19 protein-coding genes are annotated in these 16,910 nt (G+C 62.4%); all 19 read left to right on the top strand.

What is annotated here, in order from left to right:
* Positions 1 to 61 precede the first annotated feature (61 nt).
* The 19 genes from LC343_RS20050 to LC343_RS19960 all read left to right on the top strand — a co-directional run bounded on the left by LC343_RS20050 (position 62) and on the right by LC343_RS19960 (position 16,898).
* Positions 62 to 442, top strand: a complete 381-nt coding sequence (locus LC343_RS20050; protein WP_223478957.1) for a flagellar basal body protein — start codon at positions 62 to 64, stop codon at positions 440 to 442.
* Complete coding sequence (flgC, locus tag LC343_RS20045) at positions 442 to 858, top strand: flagellar basal body rod protein FlgC (protein ID WP_223478956.1); 417 nt, start codon at positions 442 to 444, stop codon at positions 856 to 858. The genes LC343_RS20050 and flgC overlap by 1 nt, the downstream gene beginning before the upstream one ends.
* Entirely contained in the window at positions 858 to 1,172 is a 315-nt protein-coding gene (gene fliE / locus LC343_RS20040; RefSeq protein WP_223478955.1) for a flagellar hook-basal body complex protein FliE, read from the top strand. Before flgC ends, fliE begins: the two co-directional genes overlap by 1 nt.
* A gap of 10 nt (positions 1,173 to 1,182) precedes the next feature.
* Positions 1,183 to 1,971, top strand: coding sequence for a flagellar basal-body rod protein FlgG (flgG, locus tag LC343_RS20035; RefSeq protein ID WP_223478954.1), 789 nt, complete (start codon positions 1,183 to 1,185; stop codon positions 1,969 to 1,971).
* A 1-nt stretch (position 1,972) separates the two neighbouring features.
* Complete coding sequence (gene flgA / locus LC343_RS20030; protein WP_223478953.1) at positions 1,973 to 2,446, top strand: flagellar basal body P-ring formation chaperone FlgA; 474 nt, start codon at positions 1,973 to 1,975, stop codon at positions 2,444 to 2,446.
* Positions 2,447 to 2,460: 14 nt separating this feature from the next.
* Positions 2,461 to 3,543 (top strand): flagellar basal body P-ring protein FlgI, encoded by a 1,083-nt coding sequence (locus tag LC343_RS20025; RefSeq protein WP_223479047.1) that lies wholly within the window; start codon positions 2,461 to 2,463, stop codon positions 3,541 to 3,543.
* Positions 3,540 to 4,088, top strand: a complete 549-nt coding sequence (locus LC343_RS20020) for a MotE family protein (RefSeq protein WP_223478952.1) — start codon at positions 3,540 to 3,542, stop codon at positions 4,086 to 4,088. The genes LC343_RS20025 and LC343_RS20020 overlap by 4 nt, the downstream gene beginning before the upstream one ends.
* On the top strand, positions 4,085 to 4,792 hold the full coding sequence (gene flgH / locus LC343_RS20015; RefSeq protein WP_223478951.1) for a flagellar basal body L-ring protein FlgH: 708 nt from the start codon (positions 4,085 to 4,087) through the stop codon (positions 4,790 to 4,792). The genes LC343_RS20020 and flgH overlap by 4 nt, the downstream gene beginning before the upstream one ends.
* A 12-nt stretch (positions 4,793 to 4,804) precedes the next feature.
* A complete protein-coding gene (locus tag LC343_RS20010; protein ID WP_223478950.1) occupies positions 4,805 to 5,356 on the top strand; it encodes a flagellar basal body-associated FliL family protein in 552 nt (183 codons plus the stop codon).
* A complete protein-coding gene (fliP, locus tag LC343_RS20005) occupies positions 5,353 to 6,093 on the top strand; it encodes a flagellar type III secretion system pore protein FliP (RefSeq protein ID WP_223478949.1) in 741 nt (246 codons plus the stop codon). The genes LC343_RS20010 and fliP overlap by 4 nt, the downstream gene beginning before the upstream one ends.
* Before the next feature lie 208 nt (positions 6,094 to 6,301).
* Entirely contained in the window at positions 6,302 to 7,222 is a 921-nt protein-coding gene (locus tag LC343_RS20000) for a flagellin N-terminal helical domain-containing protein (protein WP_223478948.1), read from the top strand.
* Between the two features lie 501 nt (positions 7,223 to 7,723).
* Positions 7,724 to 8,644, top strand: a complete 921-nt coding sequence (locus LC343_RS19995) for a flagellin N-terminal helical domain-containing protein (RefSeq protein WP_223478947.1) — start codon at positions 7,724 to 7,726, stop codon at positions 8,642 to 8,644.
* A gap of 170 nt (positions 8,645 to 8,814) precedes the next feature.
* The gene (gene fliF, locus LC343_RS19990; protein ID WP_223478946.1) at positions 8,815 to 10,491 is read left to right on the top strand and encodes a flagellar basal-body MS-ring/collar protein FliF; all 1,677 of its coding nucleotides are present in this window, start codon (positions 8,815 to 8,817) and stop codon (positions 10,489 to 10,491) included.
* Between the two features lies 1 nt (position 10,492).
* Positions 10,493 to 11,332, top strand: coding sequence for a hypothetical protein (locus tag LC343_RS19985; RefSeq protein WP_223478945.1), 840 nt, complete (start codon positions 10,493 to 10,495; stop codon positions 11,330 to 11,332).
* Complete coding sequence (locus LC343_RS19980) at positions 11,329 to 12,630, top strand: MotB family protein (protein WP_223478944.1); 1,302 nt, start codon at positions 11,329 to 11,331, stop codon at positions 12,628 to 12,630. Before LC343_RS19985 ends, LC343_RS19980 begins: the two co-directional genes overlap by 4 nt.
* Positions 12,627 to 13,850 carry a chemotaxis protein gene (locus LC343_RS19975; RefSeq protein ID WP_223478943.1) on the top strand — a complete coding sequence of 408 codons (1,224 nt, stop codon included), beginning with the start codon at positions 12,627 to 12,629 and terminating at the stop codon, positions 13,848 to 13,850. Before LC343_RS19980 ends, LC343_RS19975 begins: the two co-directional genes overlap by 4 nt.
* The gene (locus LC343_RS19970) at positions 13,847 to 15,466 is read left to right on the top strand and encodes a flagellar hook-length control protein FliK (RefSeq protein ID WP_223478942.1); all 1,620 of its coding nucleotides are present in this window, start codon (positions 13,847 to 13,849) and stop codon (positions 15,464 to 15,466) included. Before LC343_RS19975 ends, LC343_RS19970 begins: the two co-directional genes overlap by 4 nt.
* Positions 15,426 to 15,986, top strand: a complete 561-nt coding sequence (locus LC343_RS19965; RefSeq protein WP_223478941.1) for a transglycosylase SLT domain-containing protein — start codon at positions 15,426 to 15,428, stop codon at positions 15,984 to 15,986. The genes LC343_RS19970 and LC343_RS19965 overlap by 41 nt, the downstream gene beginning before the upstream one ends.
* 144 nt (positions 15,987 to 16,130) lie before the next feature.
* Positions 16,131 to 16,898: a response regulator transcription factor gene (locus LC343_RS19960; RefSeq protein WP_223478940.1), complete on the top strand. Its 768-nt coding sequence runs from the start codon at positions 16,131 to 16,133 to the stop codon at positions 16,896 to 16,898.
* Positions 16,899 to 16,910: the final 12 nt, after the last annotated feature.

Here is a 16,910-nt window from a genome sequence, read left to right as displayed (position 1 = left end):
GACTGCGACAAGGCACACGCAAGAAACGGCCACTAGTGTCCCTCCGAGAGAAGGATACGACATGGACGCCGTCAATCTTTTCAAGCTGGCCTCGACCCAGGCGAAATGGCTTTCGCTGCGTCAGACAACGGTCGCCAACAACATCGCCAACGCCAACTCGCAAGGCTATCGCGCGGTCGATGTCGAGCCGTTCGAGGCTGCGGTCTCCAATCAGTCCGTGCGGCTGGCGGCAACCGACTCCGTGCATTTCGGTAACCAGCAGGACAATGGCGGCTTCCGGGTTCTCGATGAAGAACCGACCGGCCTGACCACATCGGGCAAGTCCGTCTCGATGGAGGACGAACTGGTCAAGTCCAGCGAGATCCGCCACGCCTATGAGATGAACACAGCGATCGTATCGGCATTTCACCGCATGATCCTGATGACGGCGAAGGGGTCGTAATGGATTATCTCAGTTCCGCCATCAAGGTAGCCGCATCGGGGCTGGACGCCGAAAACGTTCGGCTGCGTGTCGTCTCCGAGAACATCGCCAACGCCCAGTCGACATCCAATATCCCGGGCGGCGATCCCTACCAGCGCAAGGTTGTCGCCTTTGCCTCCGAAGTGGATCGCGCTTCCAATACCGCCGAGGTCAGCGTCAGCAATGTGCAGCGCGACCTGAGCGATTTCCAGCTGGAATACGATCCGGCCCACCCTGCCGCCAATGCCGAAGGCTTCGTCAAGTTTCCGAACGTCAATCTGCTCGTCGAGATGGCGGACATGCGCGATGCCAACAGATCCTACGAGGCCAATCTGCAGGTTCTGAAACAGGCGCGTGACCTGATCTCGATGACGATCGACCTGATGAGGGCGCGCTGATGGCAGTCGATTTTACCATTGGGGCTCTGAGCTCCCTCGCTTCCACCGGCAAAACCGGAACGACCGCGTCGGCAACATCGGTTGTGCGGCAGACCGGGCCAAGTTTCGCCGAGACGCTGCAGAACGTGGCGCAGGGCACGATCGGCGAGTTGCAGGGCGCCGAGCGCATTTCGCTGCAGGCCCTGTCCGGCGAGGCCGACATTCGCGATGTCACCGACGCCGTCATGAGTGCCGAGCAGAAACTGCAGACGGCCATATCCATCCGCGACAAGATCGTGACTGCCTTTCTTGAAGTCAGCCGGATGCAAATCTGAGGAGTAAGCCATGAAGGCCCTGTCCATCGCCGCCACCGGCATGACCGCGCAGCAGACCAATCTTGAGGTCATCGCGAACAACATCGCCAATGTGAACACCACCGGCTTCAAGCGCGCCCGCGCCGAGTTTTCCGATCTGCTGTACCAGACGGAGCGGCTGGCCGGCACGCCGAACAGCGGCAACCAGGCCGTGATTCCCGAAGGCGCCAATATCGGCCTCGGCGTCCGCACCGCCGCCATCCGCAACGTTCACATTCAGGGCGCGCTCACCAGCACCGGCAACCGCTTCGACATGGCTCTGACCGGCGAGGGCTGGTTCCAGGTCGAGGGCGCGGCCGGCGAAACCGTCTACACTCGCGCCGGTGCCTTCAATACGAATGCGCTCGGCCAGCTGGTCACGGTCGACGGGTTCCTCGTGACGCCGGCGATCACGATCCCCGAGGGGTCCGTGGAAGTCATCGTCAACAAGACGGGCCAGGTCTTCGCACGCCTCGAGGACCAGGTCGCCCTGCAGAATATCGGGCAGTTGACGCTTTCGACATTCGCCAACAACGCCGGCCTGAAGCCGCTCGGCGGCAATCTGTTCTCCGAGACCGAAGCGTCGGGCGCACCGGTGGTCGGCATTCCCGGCGATCCCGGCTTCGCCACGGTTGAACAGGGCTATCTCGAGGCATCCAATGTGGATCCGGTCAAGGAAATCACCGAACTGATCGCCGCCCAGCGCGGTTACGAGATGAACTCCAAGGTGATCCAGGCGGCCGACCAGATGGCCAGCGTCGTCTCGACCGGGTTGCGCTAGAATGATCGATCGGTGGAAAGGCACTGTTGTCGCCGTCCTGGCGGCGCTGCTGGTCTGGAGCGGTCCCGCGACCGCTTCGGAAAACGCCGACATTGTCATCACCGTCAATCGCGTCATCTATCCGGGCCAGACCGTTCCCGCCGATGCTGTCGTCGAGACGCGGCTGCGCAAGCCGTTGCGCCGTGGCACGGTCGCCATTCACGACGCCGGAGAGGTGATCGGCATGGTTGCCGCGAAAACCATCCTCCCGCGCCGGCTGATCGCGCCGAGCGCGCTGCGCGAGGCCTATGCGGTCGAGGCCGGCGAGACGGCAACGATTTACTATCGAAAGGGATCGCTGACTATCGCGATGGATGCGGTCGCCCTTCAGTCCGCCGGCTTCGGCAAGCCGGTGCGCATGCGCAACATTTCGAGCGGCCGCACCGTCACTGGCATTGTGATGCCGGATGGCGACGTGCTCGTGGAGGCGCGATGAAACGCCTCGTTCTCATGCTCGCCATGCTCGCCGTCACTGCGCCCGCCGCCTGGGCGCAGTCGCGCGTCAAGGATATAGCCACGCTGCAAAGCGCGCGCGACAACCAGCTTGTCGGATATGGTCTCGTCGTCGGCCTTCAGGGCAGCGGTGACAGCCTGCGCAACGCGCCGTTTACCGAACAATCGATGCGCTCGATGCTCGACAATCTCGGCATCGCGACAGCAGAGGGCCGGGCGCGCCTGAAGAACATCGCCGCGGTGATCGTGACCGCGAACCTGCCGGCCTTCGTCCGCCAGGGCTCGCGTATCGACGTTTCTGTCTCCTCGCTCGGCGACGCGACGTCGCTTGGCGGCGGCCAGTTGGTGATGACGCCGCTGCGCGCCGCCAATGGCGAGATCTATGCCGTCGCTCAGGGCCCCGTCTCGATCTCCGGTTTCCAGGCCCAGGGCCAGGCCGAGACCGTTTCGCGCGGAACGCCGACCGCCGGACGCATTTCCGGCGGCGCGATCGTGGAAAGGGAGGTCGAGGCAGACTTCTCCGCCGAACACGCGCTGACCCTGCAACTGCGCAATCCCGATTTCACCACGGCGATCGCCATCACCGACGCGATCAACAGCTTCGGTACCGTGCAATACGGCATGAACCCGGCCCGCGAGATCGATTCGCGCACCATCGCGATCACCAAGCCGAAGAACATCTCCGCCGCGCGTTTCATCGCCGGGATCGAGAATCTGACGGTGCAGACGGCTTCGCCGGCCCGCGTTGTGCTCGACGAGCGCACCGGAACCGTGGTTATCGGTCAGGATGTTCGCATCTCGAAGGTGGCGATCAGCCATGGCACGCTGACGGTCCGGGTCACCGAGACACCGACAGTCGTCCAGCCGGGTCCGTTCTCGGATGGCGAAACCGCCGTCGAACCAAACACCTTCATCGACGTCTCCGAGGTGGGTACGCAGCTCGGAACCGTCGACGGCACCGACCTCCAGAATCTGGTCGAAGGGCTCAACCGGCTCGGCGTCGGTCCGACCGACATCATCGCCATCTTGCAGGCGATCAAGAGCGCCGGCGCAATGCAGGCCGAAGTGGTGGTTCAATGACCCGGCTATGCCCGAATTCCATGAAACCCGGCGCGTTCCACATCGGACCGGCCTTCGCGGCAGCCGCGATCCTGGCGTTTGCCGCGCCCGCATCGGCGCAATCTTCGTTGCCGACCTTGCTGGATGCGCCGCCGCCGCGCGCCAGTTCGGATGAAATCCAGCGTTTCTGCTCCAACATTGCAGATGCTGCCCGCGAGCGCCGCTATGCAATCCAGCGCGAGGAACTTGAGGCGTTGCAGACGGAAATCGAGGATCGCATCGTCGTCCTCGAAAAGAAGCGGGCCGAACTTCAGCAATGGGTCGAGAAGCGGGAGCGCTTTTCCGACGCGGCCAATGAAAGCCTCGTCGAGGTCTTTGCGAAGATGCGCCCGGATGCCGCCGCGCAGCGCATGGAGAAACTGCCCGGCGAACTGACGGCCGCGTTGCTGACCAAGCTGAGTGCGCGAACGGCCGGAACGATCCTCAACGAAATGTCGCCCGACCGCGCCGCATTGGTGGCCGTGATCATGGCGGCCGTCGCCGACAAGGGAGAAACGCGGAAATGAGGCCGGTGCTTCTTCTTTTGTTGGCCGGGGCGGTTGCGCTCGGCGGCTGTGCGACCCATCCGCGCGAAATCGGCAAGACGCCTGCGCTGTCGCCGGTCGGCGGCGATCTGGCGGCCGATCAGATGGTCGTCAAGCCGACTGAGTATCCCGCCAAGCCATCCGGGCATCGCTACTCGGTCTGGAACGATCGCGCCGCGAGCCTGTTCACCGCGCACCGCGCCGTCGCCAAGGGCGATATCGTCTCCATCAAGATCGCGATCAACGACCGCGCGAAGCTGGACAATCAGAGCGCGCGCAACCGCACCGCGAACAAGAAGATAGGGCTGGGCGCCGGATACGGCACCGACGCGATAACCGGCGCCCTCTCCGCCGACGCCTCGATGAACTCCTCGACCGACTTCGCCGGGTCCGGCGGCACGACACGGGCGGAAACCATCGATCTGTCGGTGGCCGCCGTCGTCGTCGATGAACTGGCCAATGGCAACCTTCTGATCCAGGGCTCCCAGGAAGTGCGGGTCAATGCCGAGATGCGTGTTCTGACGATCTCGGGCATCGTGCGGCCTTCCGACATCGGGCCGGCGAACACCATCAACTACGATCGCATCGCCGAAGCGCGCATCTCCTATGGCGGCAAGGGCCGGATCACCGAGGTGCAGCAGCCGCCCTACGGCCAGCAGGCGCTCGATCTCTATCTTCCCTTCTGACGGCGCGCGGCGATGGCATCAACCATTGAACACCAGACGGACAGCGAGAGCGGACCTTCCATGGTCGCGTTCCTGATCGCGTGCGCGGTCATCACGCTTGTCGCGGCCGGCGCGGGATTTGGCGTCAGCGCGACGATGATCGGACCGGCGACGTTCCCGTCCTCTGACGTGGCGGGCGACGGTGGAGCCGGAGCCGCCTCCGGTGGCGGCGAAAGCGGGCATGGCGCCCCGGCGTCCGGTCACGGCGCGGAAAGTGCCGATTCCGGAAAACCGGCACATGAATATGTCGTCGTCGACATCCCCTCGATCACCACCAACCTTGTCGATCCGTCGGATGCCTGGATTCGCATGGAATTGTCACTGGTCTTTACCGAGAAGGCCGACCAGGAACTCGCGATGGAGGTTCATCAGGATATCCTCGCCTATGTCCACACGATGAAACTCTATAATCTGCGAGGAGGAAGCGGCTATCAGCACCTGATCGAGGATCTGCAGGAACGTGCCGCTATCCGCACCGAAGGGCGCGTCAAGCGGGTGCTGGTCCGCTCGCTGATCCTCGAATGAGACGCTGCGCCGTCCTTCTTGCTGTCGTGATGGCGCTGGTTGCGTTTCCGGCCCTTGCGCAGAACCAGCCGGGCTTTGCCCTCCCCGAGGGGCTGACCGGCCAGACCAGCGGCTACATCGTGCAGCTGTTCGGTCTGCTGACCGTACTCGCGGTCGCGCCGGGCCTGTTGATCATGGTGACGAGCTTTACCCGGTTCGTCATTGTCTTCTCGATCCTGCGGTCCGGCATCGGCCTGCAAACGACGCCGGCCAACATCGTCCTGGTCAGCCTTGCGCTCTTCATGACCTTCTACGTCATGGCGCCGGTTTTCGACCGTGCCTGGAGCGATGGCGTTCAGCCGCTGGTCAACGAAGAGATATCCGAGCAGGAGGCGTTCCCCCGCATTGCGCAGCCATTTCGCGAGTTCATGCTCAACAATGTGCGCGATCAGGACCTTAAGCTCTTCGCCGATCTTGCCCGCGAGCGCGGCCAGACGGTGACCGTCGATGAGAACATCGATATCCGCGTCGTCGTGCCCGCCTTCATGATCTCGGAAATCCGGCGCGGCTTCGAGATCGGCTTTCTCGTCGTTCTTCCGTTCCTCGTCATCGACCTCGTCGTCGCCACCATCGTCATGGCGATGGGCATGATGATGTTGCCGCCGTCCGTCGTGTCCCTGCCGTTCAAGATCCTTTTCTTCGTGATGATCGACGGCTGGAACGTTCTCGTCGGCAGCATGGTTCGGTCTGTCGTTTAAAGACAGTATTTACTTTTCATTTACCATAAATATTAGTAATTAGGTCCGGATTTCCCAGAAAAAGCGGACTCAATGCTTTTTTAATGTTTCCCCGGCATCTTGCGGCCAGTCACATCGGCTATCCGTGATGATAGGGGCATGATGCCCGGCCGCTGTACCGGAAGATCCGGAATGTCCCTCCTTTGTTAGTTTTTGGGAAGGGGACACTATGTCCAGTATTATGACCAACACCTCGGCGATGACGGCTCTGAAGACCCTCGCCGCCACCAATAAAGCAATCGAAACCACCCAGACCCGGATCTCGACCGGCTACGCGGTTTCTTCCGCCAGCGACAACGCTGCCTACTGGTCCATCGCGACCACCATGCGTTCCGACAACAATGCTCTCGGTACCGTTCAGGACGCTCTCGGTCTTGGCGCTGCCACGCTCGACGTCGCCTACACCGGTATGGAATCGGCCATCGAGGTCGTGGACGAGATCAAGACGAAGCTCGTCGCCGCGAAAGAGCCGGGCGTCGACAAGGCGAAGATCCAGTCCGAAATCACCGAGCTGCAGGCCCAGCTCGAAGGCATCGCGACTTCGGCATCGTTCAACGGTGAAAACTACCTGCACACGGCGACAGGCCTGACCGCAGGCACGGAATCGGTCGTCGCGTCCTTCACGCGTGATGCGTCGGGCAATGTTTCCATCGAGACCATCGACGTCGACACGACGACCACCGTCCTCACCGATGTCGACACCGCCGCGAACGGCATCCTGTCCCAGGATCGGACCGGCACGAACACCAACGTTGCTTCGATTGCCGGCGGCGCCAACGACATCACGATCGACGGAACCACCACGGATGCCGAACTCGACGACATGATCGAAGTTGTCGATGCGGCCCTGACCGAAATGACGGAGGCTGCCACAACGCTCGGTGCTTCCAAGAAGCGCATCGACATGCAAAACGACTTCGTCGGCAACCTGATGGATGCCATCGATCGCGGTGTCGGCCAGCTCGTCGACGCCGACATGAGCGAGGAATCGACTCGCCTGCAGGCCCTTCAGGTCCAGCAGCAGCTCGGCATCCAGTCTCTGTCGATCGCCAACCAGAACGCTCAGACGATCCTCTCGCTCTTCCGCTAAGAGCCTGAAAACGCGAGTTTTTCGCTGGATTTTCGATCAGGCCGCCTTCGGGCGGCCTTTTCTTTGCGATTTGTTAAGCATTTTCCTTAAATCCTAGTGTTGTTTTCCGCCGCATAGGCCTTCGGGTGTCGGCGACAGTGTTCTGAGTTTCCTTGCGGCGATTAGTCTCGCGCAAGTTTCGGTGCGTAACCTGCCGGTTGGATTAGTACGCGTTTCGCCGAGTGGCCCTGTTTCGGCCTGGTAATCTGTTTGAGTTCCAGCGATTTCACCGTTCCCGCTCTTCGGGGGCGCGTCCGCATATCCGCATGGAGCGCAGGGGTTGCCAACCGGTCCGGGAAAGTTCGGCGTCGAGTGACATTCGAATTAGTTGCGAATGGAACCGCATATTGGCCACGCTGCAGGCCAAGCACAGTGGATATCGAACGATAGGGCATGATGCCCGGCCACTGTACCGGCTGACCCGGAATGTCCCTTGTTTCGAGATTTTGAGAGGGACACGCAATGTCCAGTATTATGACCAACACGGCAGCGATGACCGCACTCAAGTCGCTGCAAGCCACGACCCGGAATATCGAGATGGTGCAGTCTCGTATTTCGACGGGTTATTCGGTCGCCGAGGCATCCGACAACGCCGCCTATTGGTCGATCGCAACCACGATGCGCTCCGACAACAACGCGCTTTCAACCGTCCAGGACGCCCTGGGTCTCGGTTCCGCGAAGGTTGACGTCGCCTACACGGCCATGAACAGCGCCATCGAGGTTACCGGCGAGATCAAGGAAAAACTGGTCGCCGCGCGAGAGCCCGGCGTGGACCGCACGAAGATCCAGTCGGAAATCAAAGAGCTTCAGAATCAGCTGACCGCGATCGCGGAATCGGCATCGTTCTCCGGCGAGAACTGGCTTTCCGTCGACACTGGCGCGGCCGACTACTCCGCGACCAAGAACATCGTCTCATCCTTCACCCGCGCCAATGACGGCACGGTGTCTGTTTCGACGATCGCCATCGACATCACCGCCACGGAACTCGTCAACGCTTCCGGTGACACCGGTATCCTCGACACGACGACGACCACCACCGGCGCCGGTACGGCCACGATTTCCGTTCTCACCCTCGATATCACCGCCGCCAATGTGGACGATGACGATATCGACGACATGATCTCCTGGGTCGACTCGGCATTCCAGGACATGACGACCTCGGCTTCCAGCCTTGGCGCGGCCAAGTCCCGCATCGACATGCAGCAGCAATTCGTGTCCAGCCTGATGGATGCGGTCGAGCGGGGTGTCGGCCAGCTGGTTGATGCGGACATGAGCGAAGAATCGACGAGGTTGCAGGCCCTGCAGGTTCAGCAGCAGCTCGGCGTGCAGGCGCTTTCCATCGCCAACTCCAACGCGCAAACTATCCTGTCGCTCTTCCAGTAAGAGCGAAAGTCAGCCGCAGCGGATCCATTCAAGGCGGGTGACCCTCGGGTCGCCCGCTTTGCTTTGTTCCAGGGCCGGCAGTCGGGCCAGGCGGCACGCCTGACAACGGTCAAGACACTCTCACACAAGTTTCGCGGTCTATCTCCGTAAGGGGATATGGAGTTGCCGCAGTGCTTGAGCAGTTTCAGCAGGTCGCGAACAATCTGATGGCGCTGGGCGCCCGCAAGCTGGCCATTCTGGTCGCGGTCGGGCTGTCGGTGATGATCGGTGTCGGCGCCGCCGCCTATTTTCTCAATCGTCCGGCTTTCGAACCGATCTATGTCGGCCTCGAGCGCGATGACATCACGCGCATGGGCATGGCGTTGGCCGATGCCGGCATCTCCTACGACGTTAATCAGGACGGCACGTCGATCCTCGTGCCGGCCGGCAAGACCAGCCGGGCGCGCATGATCCTTGCCGAAAAGGGCCTGCCGAACAGTTCCGGCACCGGTTACGAGTTGTTCGACAATCTTGGCTCGCTCGGCCTGACCGCCTTCATGCAGGAAGTGACCCGGGTTCGCGCGCTCGAAGGCGAGATCGCGCGTTCGATCCAGACGATTCGCGGCGTCAAGGGCGCGCGCGTTCATATCGTTCTTGCCGACCGTGGCAATTTCCGCTTCGCCGAACAGACCCCGACCGCGTCGGTCGTTGTGCGCTACGAGGGCGCCAATGCCGAATCGAGCGCACTTTCGATCCGCCATCTTGTCGCGGCCGCCGTCCCGGGCCTGCAAGCCGAGAACGTTACCGTTCTGGACGCCGCGGGCCGCTTGCTCGCCGCCGGCGAGGATCCCCTCAACAGCACGGCGACCAGCACGCTGGGCATCAAGTCGACCGTCGAGAACGAGGTCTCGGACAGCGTCTACAAGGCGCTCGCCCCCTATCTCGGCGACATGAATTTCCGCGTTTCAGTCCAGGCCGATATCAACACCGATCAGCGCCAGGTCGAGGAGACAATCTTCGATCCCGAATCGCGCGTCGAGCGGTCCGTGCAGGTGGTGCGCAGCGAGGATGCTTCGTCCCAGAAGGCGGGCGGCGATCCGGTATCCGTCGAGGAGAATCTTCCAGACGAGACTCAGGGCGACGGTGCTTCACCGCAATCGTCCGAGCGCAGCGAGCGGCGCGAGGAAACGACGAACTACGAATTGAACTCCAGGCGGATCGCCACGGTCAGCAGTGGCTATTCCGTCGATCGGCTCTCGATCGCCGTGGTGGTCAATCGTGCCCGCATCGCCGAAACGCTCGGCGAAAACGCGGACGCCGCACAGATCGACGCCAAGCTCGCCGAGATCCGTCAGCTGGCTGTCGCAGCCGCGGGCGTGTCCGACAGCCGGGGCGACATGGTGCAGGTGACGGCCGTTGACTTCATGGAAGGAATAGACGGCATCCCGCTCCAGGAGGCCGGCGCGATGGATGTTCTGGGCGAACATCTCGGCACCTTCATCAACGCGCTCGCCTTTGTCGGCGCGACATTGCTCGTCATCTTCCTCGGGCTGCGTCCGCTGATCAACGTGCTGAGGGGCGAGTCGCCCGTCGCCGCGCTGCCTTCCGGTTCCTCGTCGTCCGGTCTCGACGACCTGCCGGCGCTGGAGGATTCCACGCTCGGCCCGTCCTATGGCAGCGACGATATCGGCGGCCTCGACGGCCTGCCGGAACTGCCGCCATTGCCGTCCTCGCAATCCTCCGATCAGAGCGATCTCCTGGCGCGCATGCGTCCCTCGCCGGAAGAACGCCTCACCATGATCGTCGATCTCGACGAGGAGCGCGCCGCCTCGATCCTGCGGCGCTGGGTGAGACAGGAGGCGGCGTAACGTGGCCCGCTCCAGCCTGATGAGCCTGCTGCCGGATTTCGCCGAGGAGAAACCGGCGCCGCCGGTCTACAGCGCGCCGGGTTTCGAGCCGCTCGTACACGCGGCGGCGTCGAAGGAAGAGTTTTCCTCGCTCGACATGCCGATCGGTTTCATGGGCCTCGAACCCGCGACGGATACCGAAACGGAGATCGATCCGTTCGCCGCCGCGCCGCTCGCAGACGATGAAGAAATCGGCGACCTCGAAGATCTCGGCATCGGTTCGCTCGAAGACCTCGATCTTCCGGGCCTCGACGACATTCCGGCGGCAGGCGCGGCCGGAGCTTTCGTTCCGCATCTGCCGCAAGACCCCGCCGGTGACTTGCCTGCGGATACCGGCCTTGACGATATCGACCAGGCCGCCGCCGATGGCGTAGCCGCGCAGGCCGCGCTGGAGGAGGCGCATCGCGAGGAGATCGAACGCCTCCAGATGGCACATCGCGAGGCGCTCGATCTGCTGCTCAAGGAATCGCTGCCAAAGGCAAAGCAGGAGATCGTGGAAACCCTGGCGTCGGAACTTGCGCCGCTTCTGGCCGGCCGCTTGCGTGAAGGTCTCGTGGAACAATCGGTCGCGGCCCTGTCCGACATGGTCGCCCGGCTTCTGGACGACACTGCCGCGGTAACATTCGATCTGCACGGTCCCGAGCATCTGGTGCTGGCATTCCAGAATGCCTGGGAGGGCGATGCCGCCCAGATCAATCCGATGCCGGATGAAAGCGTCGATCTGGTCGCACGGATCGACAAGACCGTGATCGCGACACGTCTCGCCGAAGCGGATCGCCTCATAGCGGAGGCGCTGACGTGAACGGCCAGGAGAAAAACCAGGAAAAAGCTCAGGAAATCATCATCATCAAGCGTGGTGGTGAGGGCGAACACGCCCATCACGGCGGCGCCTGGAAGATCGCTTTCGCCGACTTCATGACCGCGATGATGGCGTTGTTCCTCGTTCTGTGGCTGATCAACGCCGCCAACGAGGAAACCAAGAAAGCCGTCGCCAGCTACTTCAATCCGGTCAAGCTGGTTGACCGTAATCGAAGCGTGAAGGGCCTGCATGACGCCGAGGGCGTCCAGGAAATCGAGGTCCAGGCCCCCAACGAGCAGTTTCCGGAAGAAGAGACTGTGAAATCCGAAAAGGTCGAGGAGCAGTCGGCGACGGATTCGCAACTGTTTGCCGATCCTTTCTCCGTGCTCGATGAGATCGCCACCCATCAGGCCCCCGGCCAGATCCGCAACATCGAGGAAGAAGGCGGCCGCAACGGCAATGACGCCGTCAACGACGCCCAGGGCGGCGAAGCCTTCATGGACCCGTTCTCGCCGAATTTCTGGAACGAGGAAGTCCGGCCCTCAAACGATATGGGACAACTCGCCGGCCAATTCGAAACGGAAGGCGTCGATGATACCGAAGGCGTCGACGAGGCCGGGACCGCCGAAGCCGCCGAAGAGGTCGCCGCAACCGGCGAAAACGCCCAGGACCTACTCGATGCTCGGATGGGCATCACGGACGAAACCACCGAAGTCGCCGAGGTCGATGCGGCGGGCGAAGATGCGATGGAGACGGCAGCCATCGAAGGCAAGTCCGACGAGGAATTGGCCAAGGCCATCGCCACGCAGGAAAAGGTCGATGCCATCGAGGCCGCTGCGGAGAAGCTGCGCGTCAACATAACCGAAAAGCTCGCGGAAGCGCTCGGCGAGGATGCGGCTGTTCTTGATGAGCTGTCCGTGAAGGCCGTCGATGGCGAAGTCCTGATCTCCCTGACAGATGCCTTCGAAATCTCCATGTTCGAGATCGGCTCCGCCGTTCCGTCGCGCGATCTGGTCATCGCGCTCGAGAAGATCGGCGACGTCCTGTCCGAAGAAGCAGGCGGCATCCGCATTCACGGCCACACCGATGCGCGCCCCTTCCGCTCCAAGGATTACGACAATTGGCGGCTGTCGGCCTCGCGCGCGCAGTCGGCCTATTACATGCTGCTGCGTGGCGGCCTCGAGGATACGCGTGTTCGTGAAATCTCGGGCTTCGCGGACCGCAAGCTGCTCGATGCCGATGACCCCTATTCGCCGAAAAATCGCCGCATCGAGGTGATGGTCGAGGTCGAAACGGGATGACCGGGCCGCAACGTCTCCTGCTTTCGGCTGCCTGCGCCGGCATGCTGACGGGCATCGTCCCGGCGGCCGCCGAAGGGCTCGCGCTCGAACCCTACAAGATGGTGCGCTCGCTGCAGCGGATGCACGACGAGATCGCCGACGGCGACAAGTCGGCCCTCGGCATGCAGCGCGAGATGGTGAAGCTGATCGACGAGGGATTCCGCACGATGGAGGCCGCCGCCTTCAGGGACCCTAAAAACGCCAGGGCGTTGATTTCCTATGCGATGGCGGGCGGAAACCCCAAGACGCTGGAGTCGCGCATCGCCGATCTCGGCCAGAAAGACGACGAGATCGTTCGTCTCGCGGTCGCGGTTCTGGTCTATCAGAAAGGCGCGGGTCGCACTGCCGCGTCGCGGCTGCAGGATGTGGATCCGGTCGGCATCGGCGGCCTCTTCGGCGCGTCGCTCGCGCTTGTCCGGGGCCTCGTGACCAAGGACGACGAGCAGGCGCGTATCGACTTCGACACCGCCCGGCTTCTGGCGCCCGGCACGCTGGTCGAGGAGGCCGCGCTGCGCCGCCTCATGACGATCCACAAGCGCCGGCAAGACCCGGTCTCCTTCCTGCGCGTGGCGAGCCGTTACGCGCGCCGCTACATCGCCTCGCCCTACGCGATCCAGTTCGCCCAGGAGTTCGTCAACGCCGTCGTCGAGATGGACGATGTCATGGACATGACGGAAACCATCGAAATTATCGAGTTCATGCCGGAACCCTACCGCGGCGCGGTGACCGTCCGGCTGATGCGCAAGGCCACGGTTGAGGGCAACACCGAACTCGTTCGCAGGATTTCCGAACTGTCCGAAACGGAAACGGAAATGGCCGACGCGCCGGAAATCGATCCGGAGATCGGCGCGCGGCAGGTGCTCTATGCGCGTATCTCGGAAGTCACGTCGGAGAATGTCGACAAGGTCGCCGACGAACTGCAGCGCATCGACCGGTCCGAACTGGCGGATAGCGACCGCAACCTTCTCGACGCAGTGATCGCGATCGCCCGGGCAGTCACCGATCCGGAGCCGACCGTGACGGCGGCAATCCCCTCGAAGCCGGTCCCCGGGGGCGAAAAGATCTTCCGTGAATCCGTTCACGAGGAACAGGACAAGGGTTTGACCGGTTTCGACGAATTCGTTGGCGGCGCGCGTGAAAAGCTCGAAAATATCGACCAGATGCTGGAGGAAATGCAATGATTGGCAACGGCGTTGCGGCGCTCGCCTCGACCACCGCCCTCCAGCAAAAGGGAACGGCGTCGGCAGCGCCGGCCTCTGGTGGGAAGGCCGCCGACTTCGCGGATACGCTCGGCCGAATCGGGTCGAACGGTCAGCGATCGGGCGATCAGGCAGCGGATTCGGAAACGCCCCCGAAAGACGAGCCGCAACAGGTCATGACAGGACATGCCCGTCGCGACCGGCTGTTCGCCGATGTCGGTTGGCGCACGCCCACGCAAAGCGCGGCTGCTGAGGCCAAGGATGCCGAAAGCGCGGATGCGGATGACGAGACAAGTGCGGATAACGGCCTGAGCAAAGCGGGCGAGAAAACCACCGCGTTGCCGGAGGCGAACCGGCAAACGAAAGTGCCGGTGGACGTGGTTACCGACGTCAAGGCCGGATCGGATGGAAAAGCCGCCGAAGGCAGGGACGGCGCCGACACCGAAGAGAGCGTGGCACGCACTGACAGGCAGGCGGAGGCCGACAAGAAGAGCGGCGACGTGCCACCCGTATTCGGCAAGGGCAAGATCGACGCGTCGGATGTCGCCAATGCTGCGCAGTCCGCGCCGCCGCAATCCGTCGGCGACGGGAAGACCTCTTCCCGGGCGGATCAGCCGACGAACGACCGGACGCCGACCGCTCAGGTGCTGGCCGCACAAGCCTCAGTTTCCAATGAGAAGGTCGCTGCCGCCGGACGCGCCGCACCCGTTTTCCGCAACGATGGACAGCCTGCCGCTGATGGCAAGGTTCCTCCTTCGGCCCCGAAAACTGAGGGTTCCGGAAGGTCTTCCCCGGTATCATCTGTGCTACAAAACGACGCGTCGGCCTCCAAGCTAGTGGCGCCTCAAACCCCGAAAGCGCGCAGTGGCGAGGCGGTGCCGTCCGTTGGCGCGGAAGGGACAGCGCGCGGAAAAACGGCAGCTGCGGAAGCCGGTGAAACACGTGTGCGAAGCGGCGAACCGTCCGCGCCGCGCGTTTCGACTGCGGTGAACGGCAACGCCCAGCCATCCGCGCCCGACAAGCCGGCGACCGTTCCGATTGTCCAGTCGGCACAGCCGTTAGCGACCGGCGGCGAGCGCTCGGCCGCAGGCCAGGTTGCCGACGCCGTGGCCCGTGATCTCCAGGAACTCGGGCCGTCGCGCCTCGTCGTCGCGACATCTTCCGGTCAGGGCCGCCCGGTGCGGGCGATCAGCCTGCAGCTCAATCCCGTTGAACTCGGCACGGTGAATGTCCGGCTGCATTACGTGGACGGCGAAATGCGGGTGTCGATCCGTGCGGAATCCGACCAGACGGCCCAGATGCTCGCGCGCGATTCCGACGCCATCCGGTCGGCATTGCGGGCCGCCGGCATCCAGACGTCCGAAATCAGTGTCACAACCAACCGTCCCGAAACGGCAGCCCAGCAGCAACAGATCGCGGGCCAGAACCGGGATACTTCCGGCCAGCAATGGAGCGGTCATGACAATCGCGGAAATACGTCGAATGAATCCGGTCAATCCAATCGCCAGCGCTCCCAGGGCGACCTGCCGAACGGCCGTTCGGGCCGCGATTCTGGCGATGCTGGCACTGCCGGCGACGATGGCAGGCTTCTCATCTGAGGCCCGCGCCGCCTCCCCGGTGCAGCATCAGGGCATCTGCGAACGCTACGTCACAGAGGCCGCGCGGGCATATGACGTTCCGGTCGGTGTTCTTTATGCCGTCGGATTGACCGAATCGGGCCTCAAGGGCGGCCTGCATCCCTTCGCGATGAACATTGAAGGCAAGACGAAATTTCCCGTTTCGGTTGACGATGCGATGCGTGAATTCGAGGATGCACGCCGCCATGGCGCCCGCCTGATCGATGTCGGATGCATGCAGATCAACCATTATTATCACCGCGAGAACTTTCCGTCGGACAAGGCGATGTTCGATCCGGGGCGCAATGTCATGTACGCCGCGTCATTCCTCAAATCTTTGAAACAAAAGCATAAAACCTGGTCGATGGCCGTCGCGCGCTATCACGCGGGCCCGGATAACAATGCGGCGCAAAAACGGTATGTCTGCCGCGTGATCACCAACATGGTAGCGACGGGCGTTGGAAACTGGACGCCCGCGGCGAAGAGTTTCTGCGGCAGGTAGTCAGACCGCCATATCAACCGATTCGTTTTGACTCAGAAAAAATCGAACTACACAATACGCGAAAAATCGCGATTGTGGATAGATTCTTGGCTCCGTTATGCCGGAATGGCCGAACAATGAACTGATTCGGGCGGGGGATGATAAATGATAGTCGTCATCGACGACCGAAACCTTGTGCTAGAAGGTTTCGGCGGAATGTTTCAACGTATCGGTTACCCTGTATTTGGAGTATTGGGAAAAGAACTTCCGGCTTGGCTGGAATCGATTTGCTCAAGTGAATTAAACAGCATTGAAGCTTTCCTGGTTGGAAGTACAGACGGGGATTTTTGTGCTGTCAGCCAGATCAGGTCTGCCACCAAGGCGCCGATTATTTCGCTGCTGGAACAGAATTCGCTGCCCGATATTCTGCATCAGTTCGAAATCGGTGCGGACGATGTCGTGCGCAAACCGGTTCACGTCCGTGAAATACTGGCCAGGGTCACGGCGATACGTCGGCGCAAGGACACCAGCAGTTCCGCCTATGAATTCGGCCGCCTCCGGGTCCATACGGACGGCCGCGATCCCGAGATCGATGGCGAGAGCTTTCCGCTGCCGCGCCGGGAACGCCGCATTCTCGAATATTTGGCATCCAACGGCGACCGCCGCGCGACCCGCAGCCAGATCTACAACGCCGTCTACGGCCTGTTCGAGCAGGACGTCGAGGAGTGCGTGATCGAGAGCCACATCTCGAAACTGCGCAAGAAGCTGCGCAAGACGCTCGGCTACGAGATCATCGATTCCAAGCGCTTCCTCGGATACCGACTTGAGGCGCCGTCGATCGAGCAGCAGCAGGCTGCCGAAGAGGCGCGCCAGCAGGTCTCGGCAGCCGCGGGCAGGTTCGGACAAGATTTGGAGGCTACGATCGCTCGATAATGCAAACGGAGG

The organism is Oricola indica (assembly GCF_019966595.1).
Lineage (GTDB): Bacteria > Pseudomonadota > Alphaproteobacteria > Rhizobiales > Rhizobiaceae > Oricola > Oricola indica.
The sequence above is the reverse complement of the archived record's forward strand: the minus strand, read 5'-3'. Positions and strand labels throughout refer to the sequence as shown.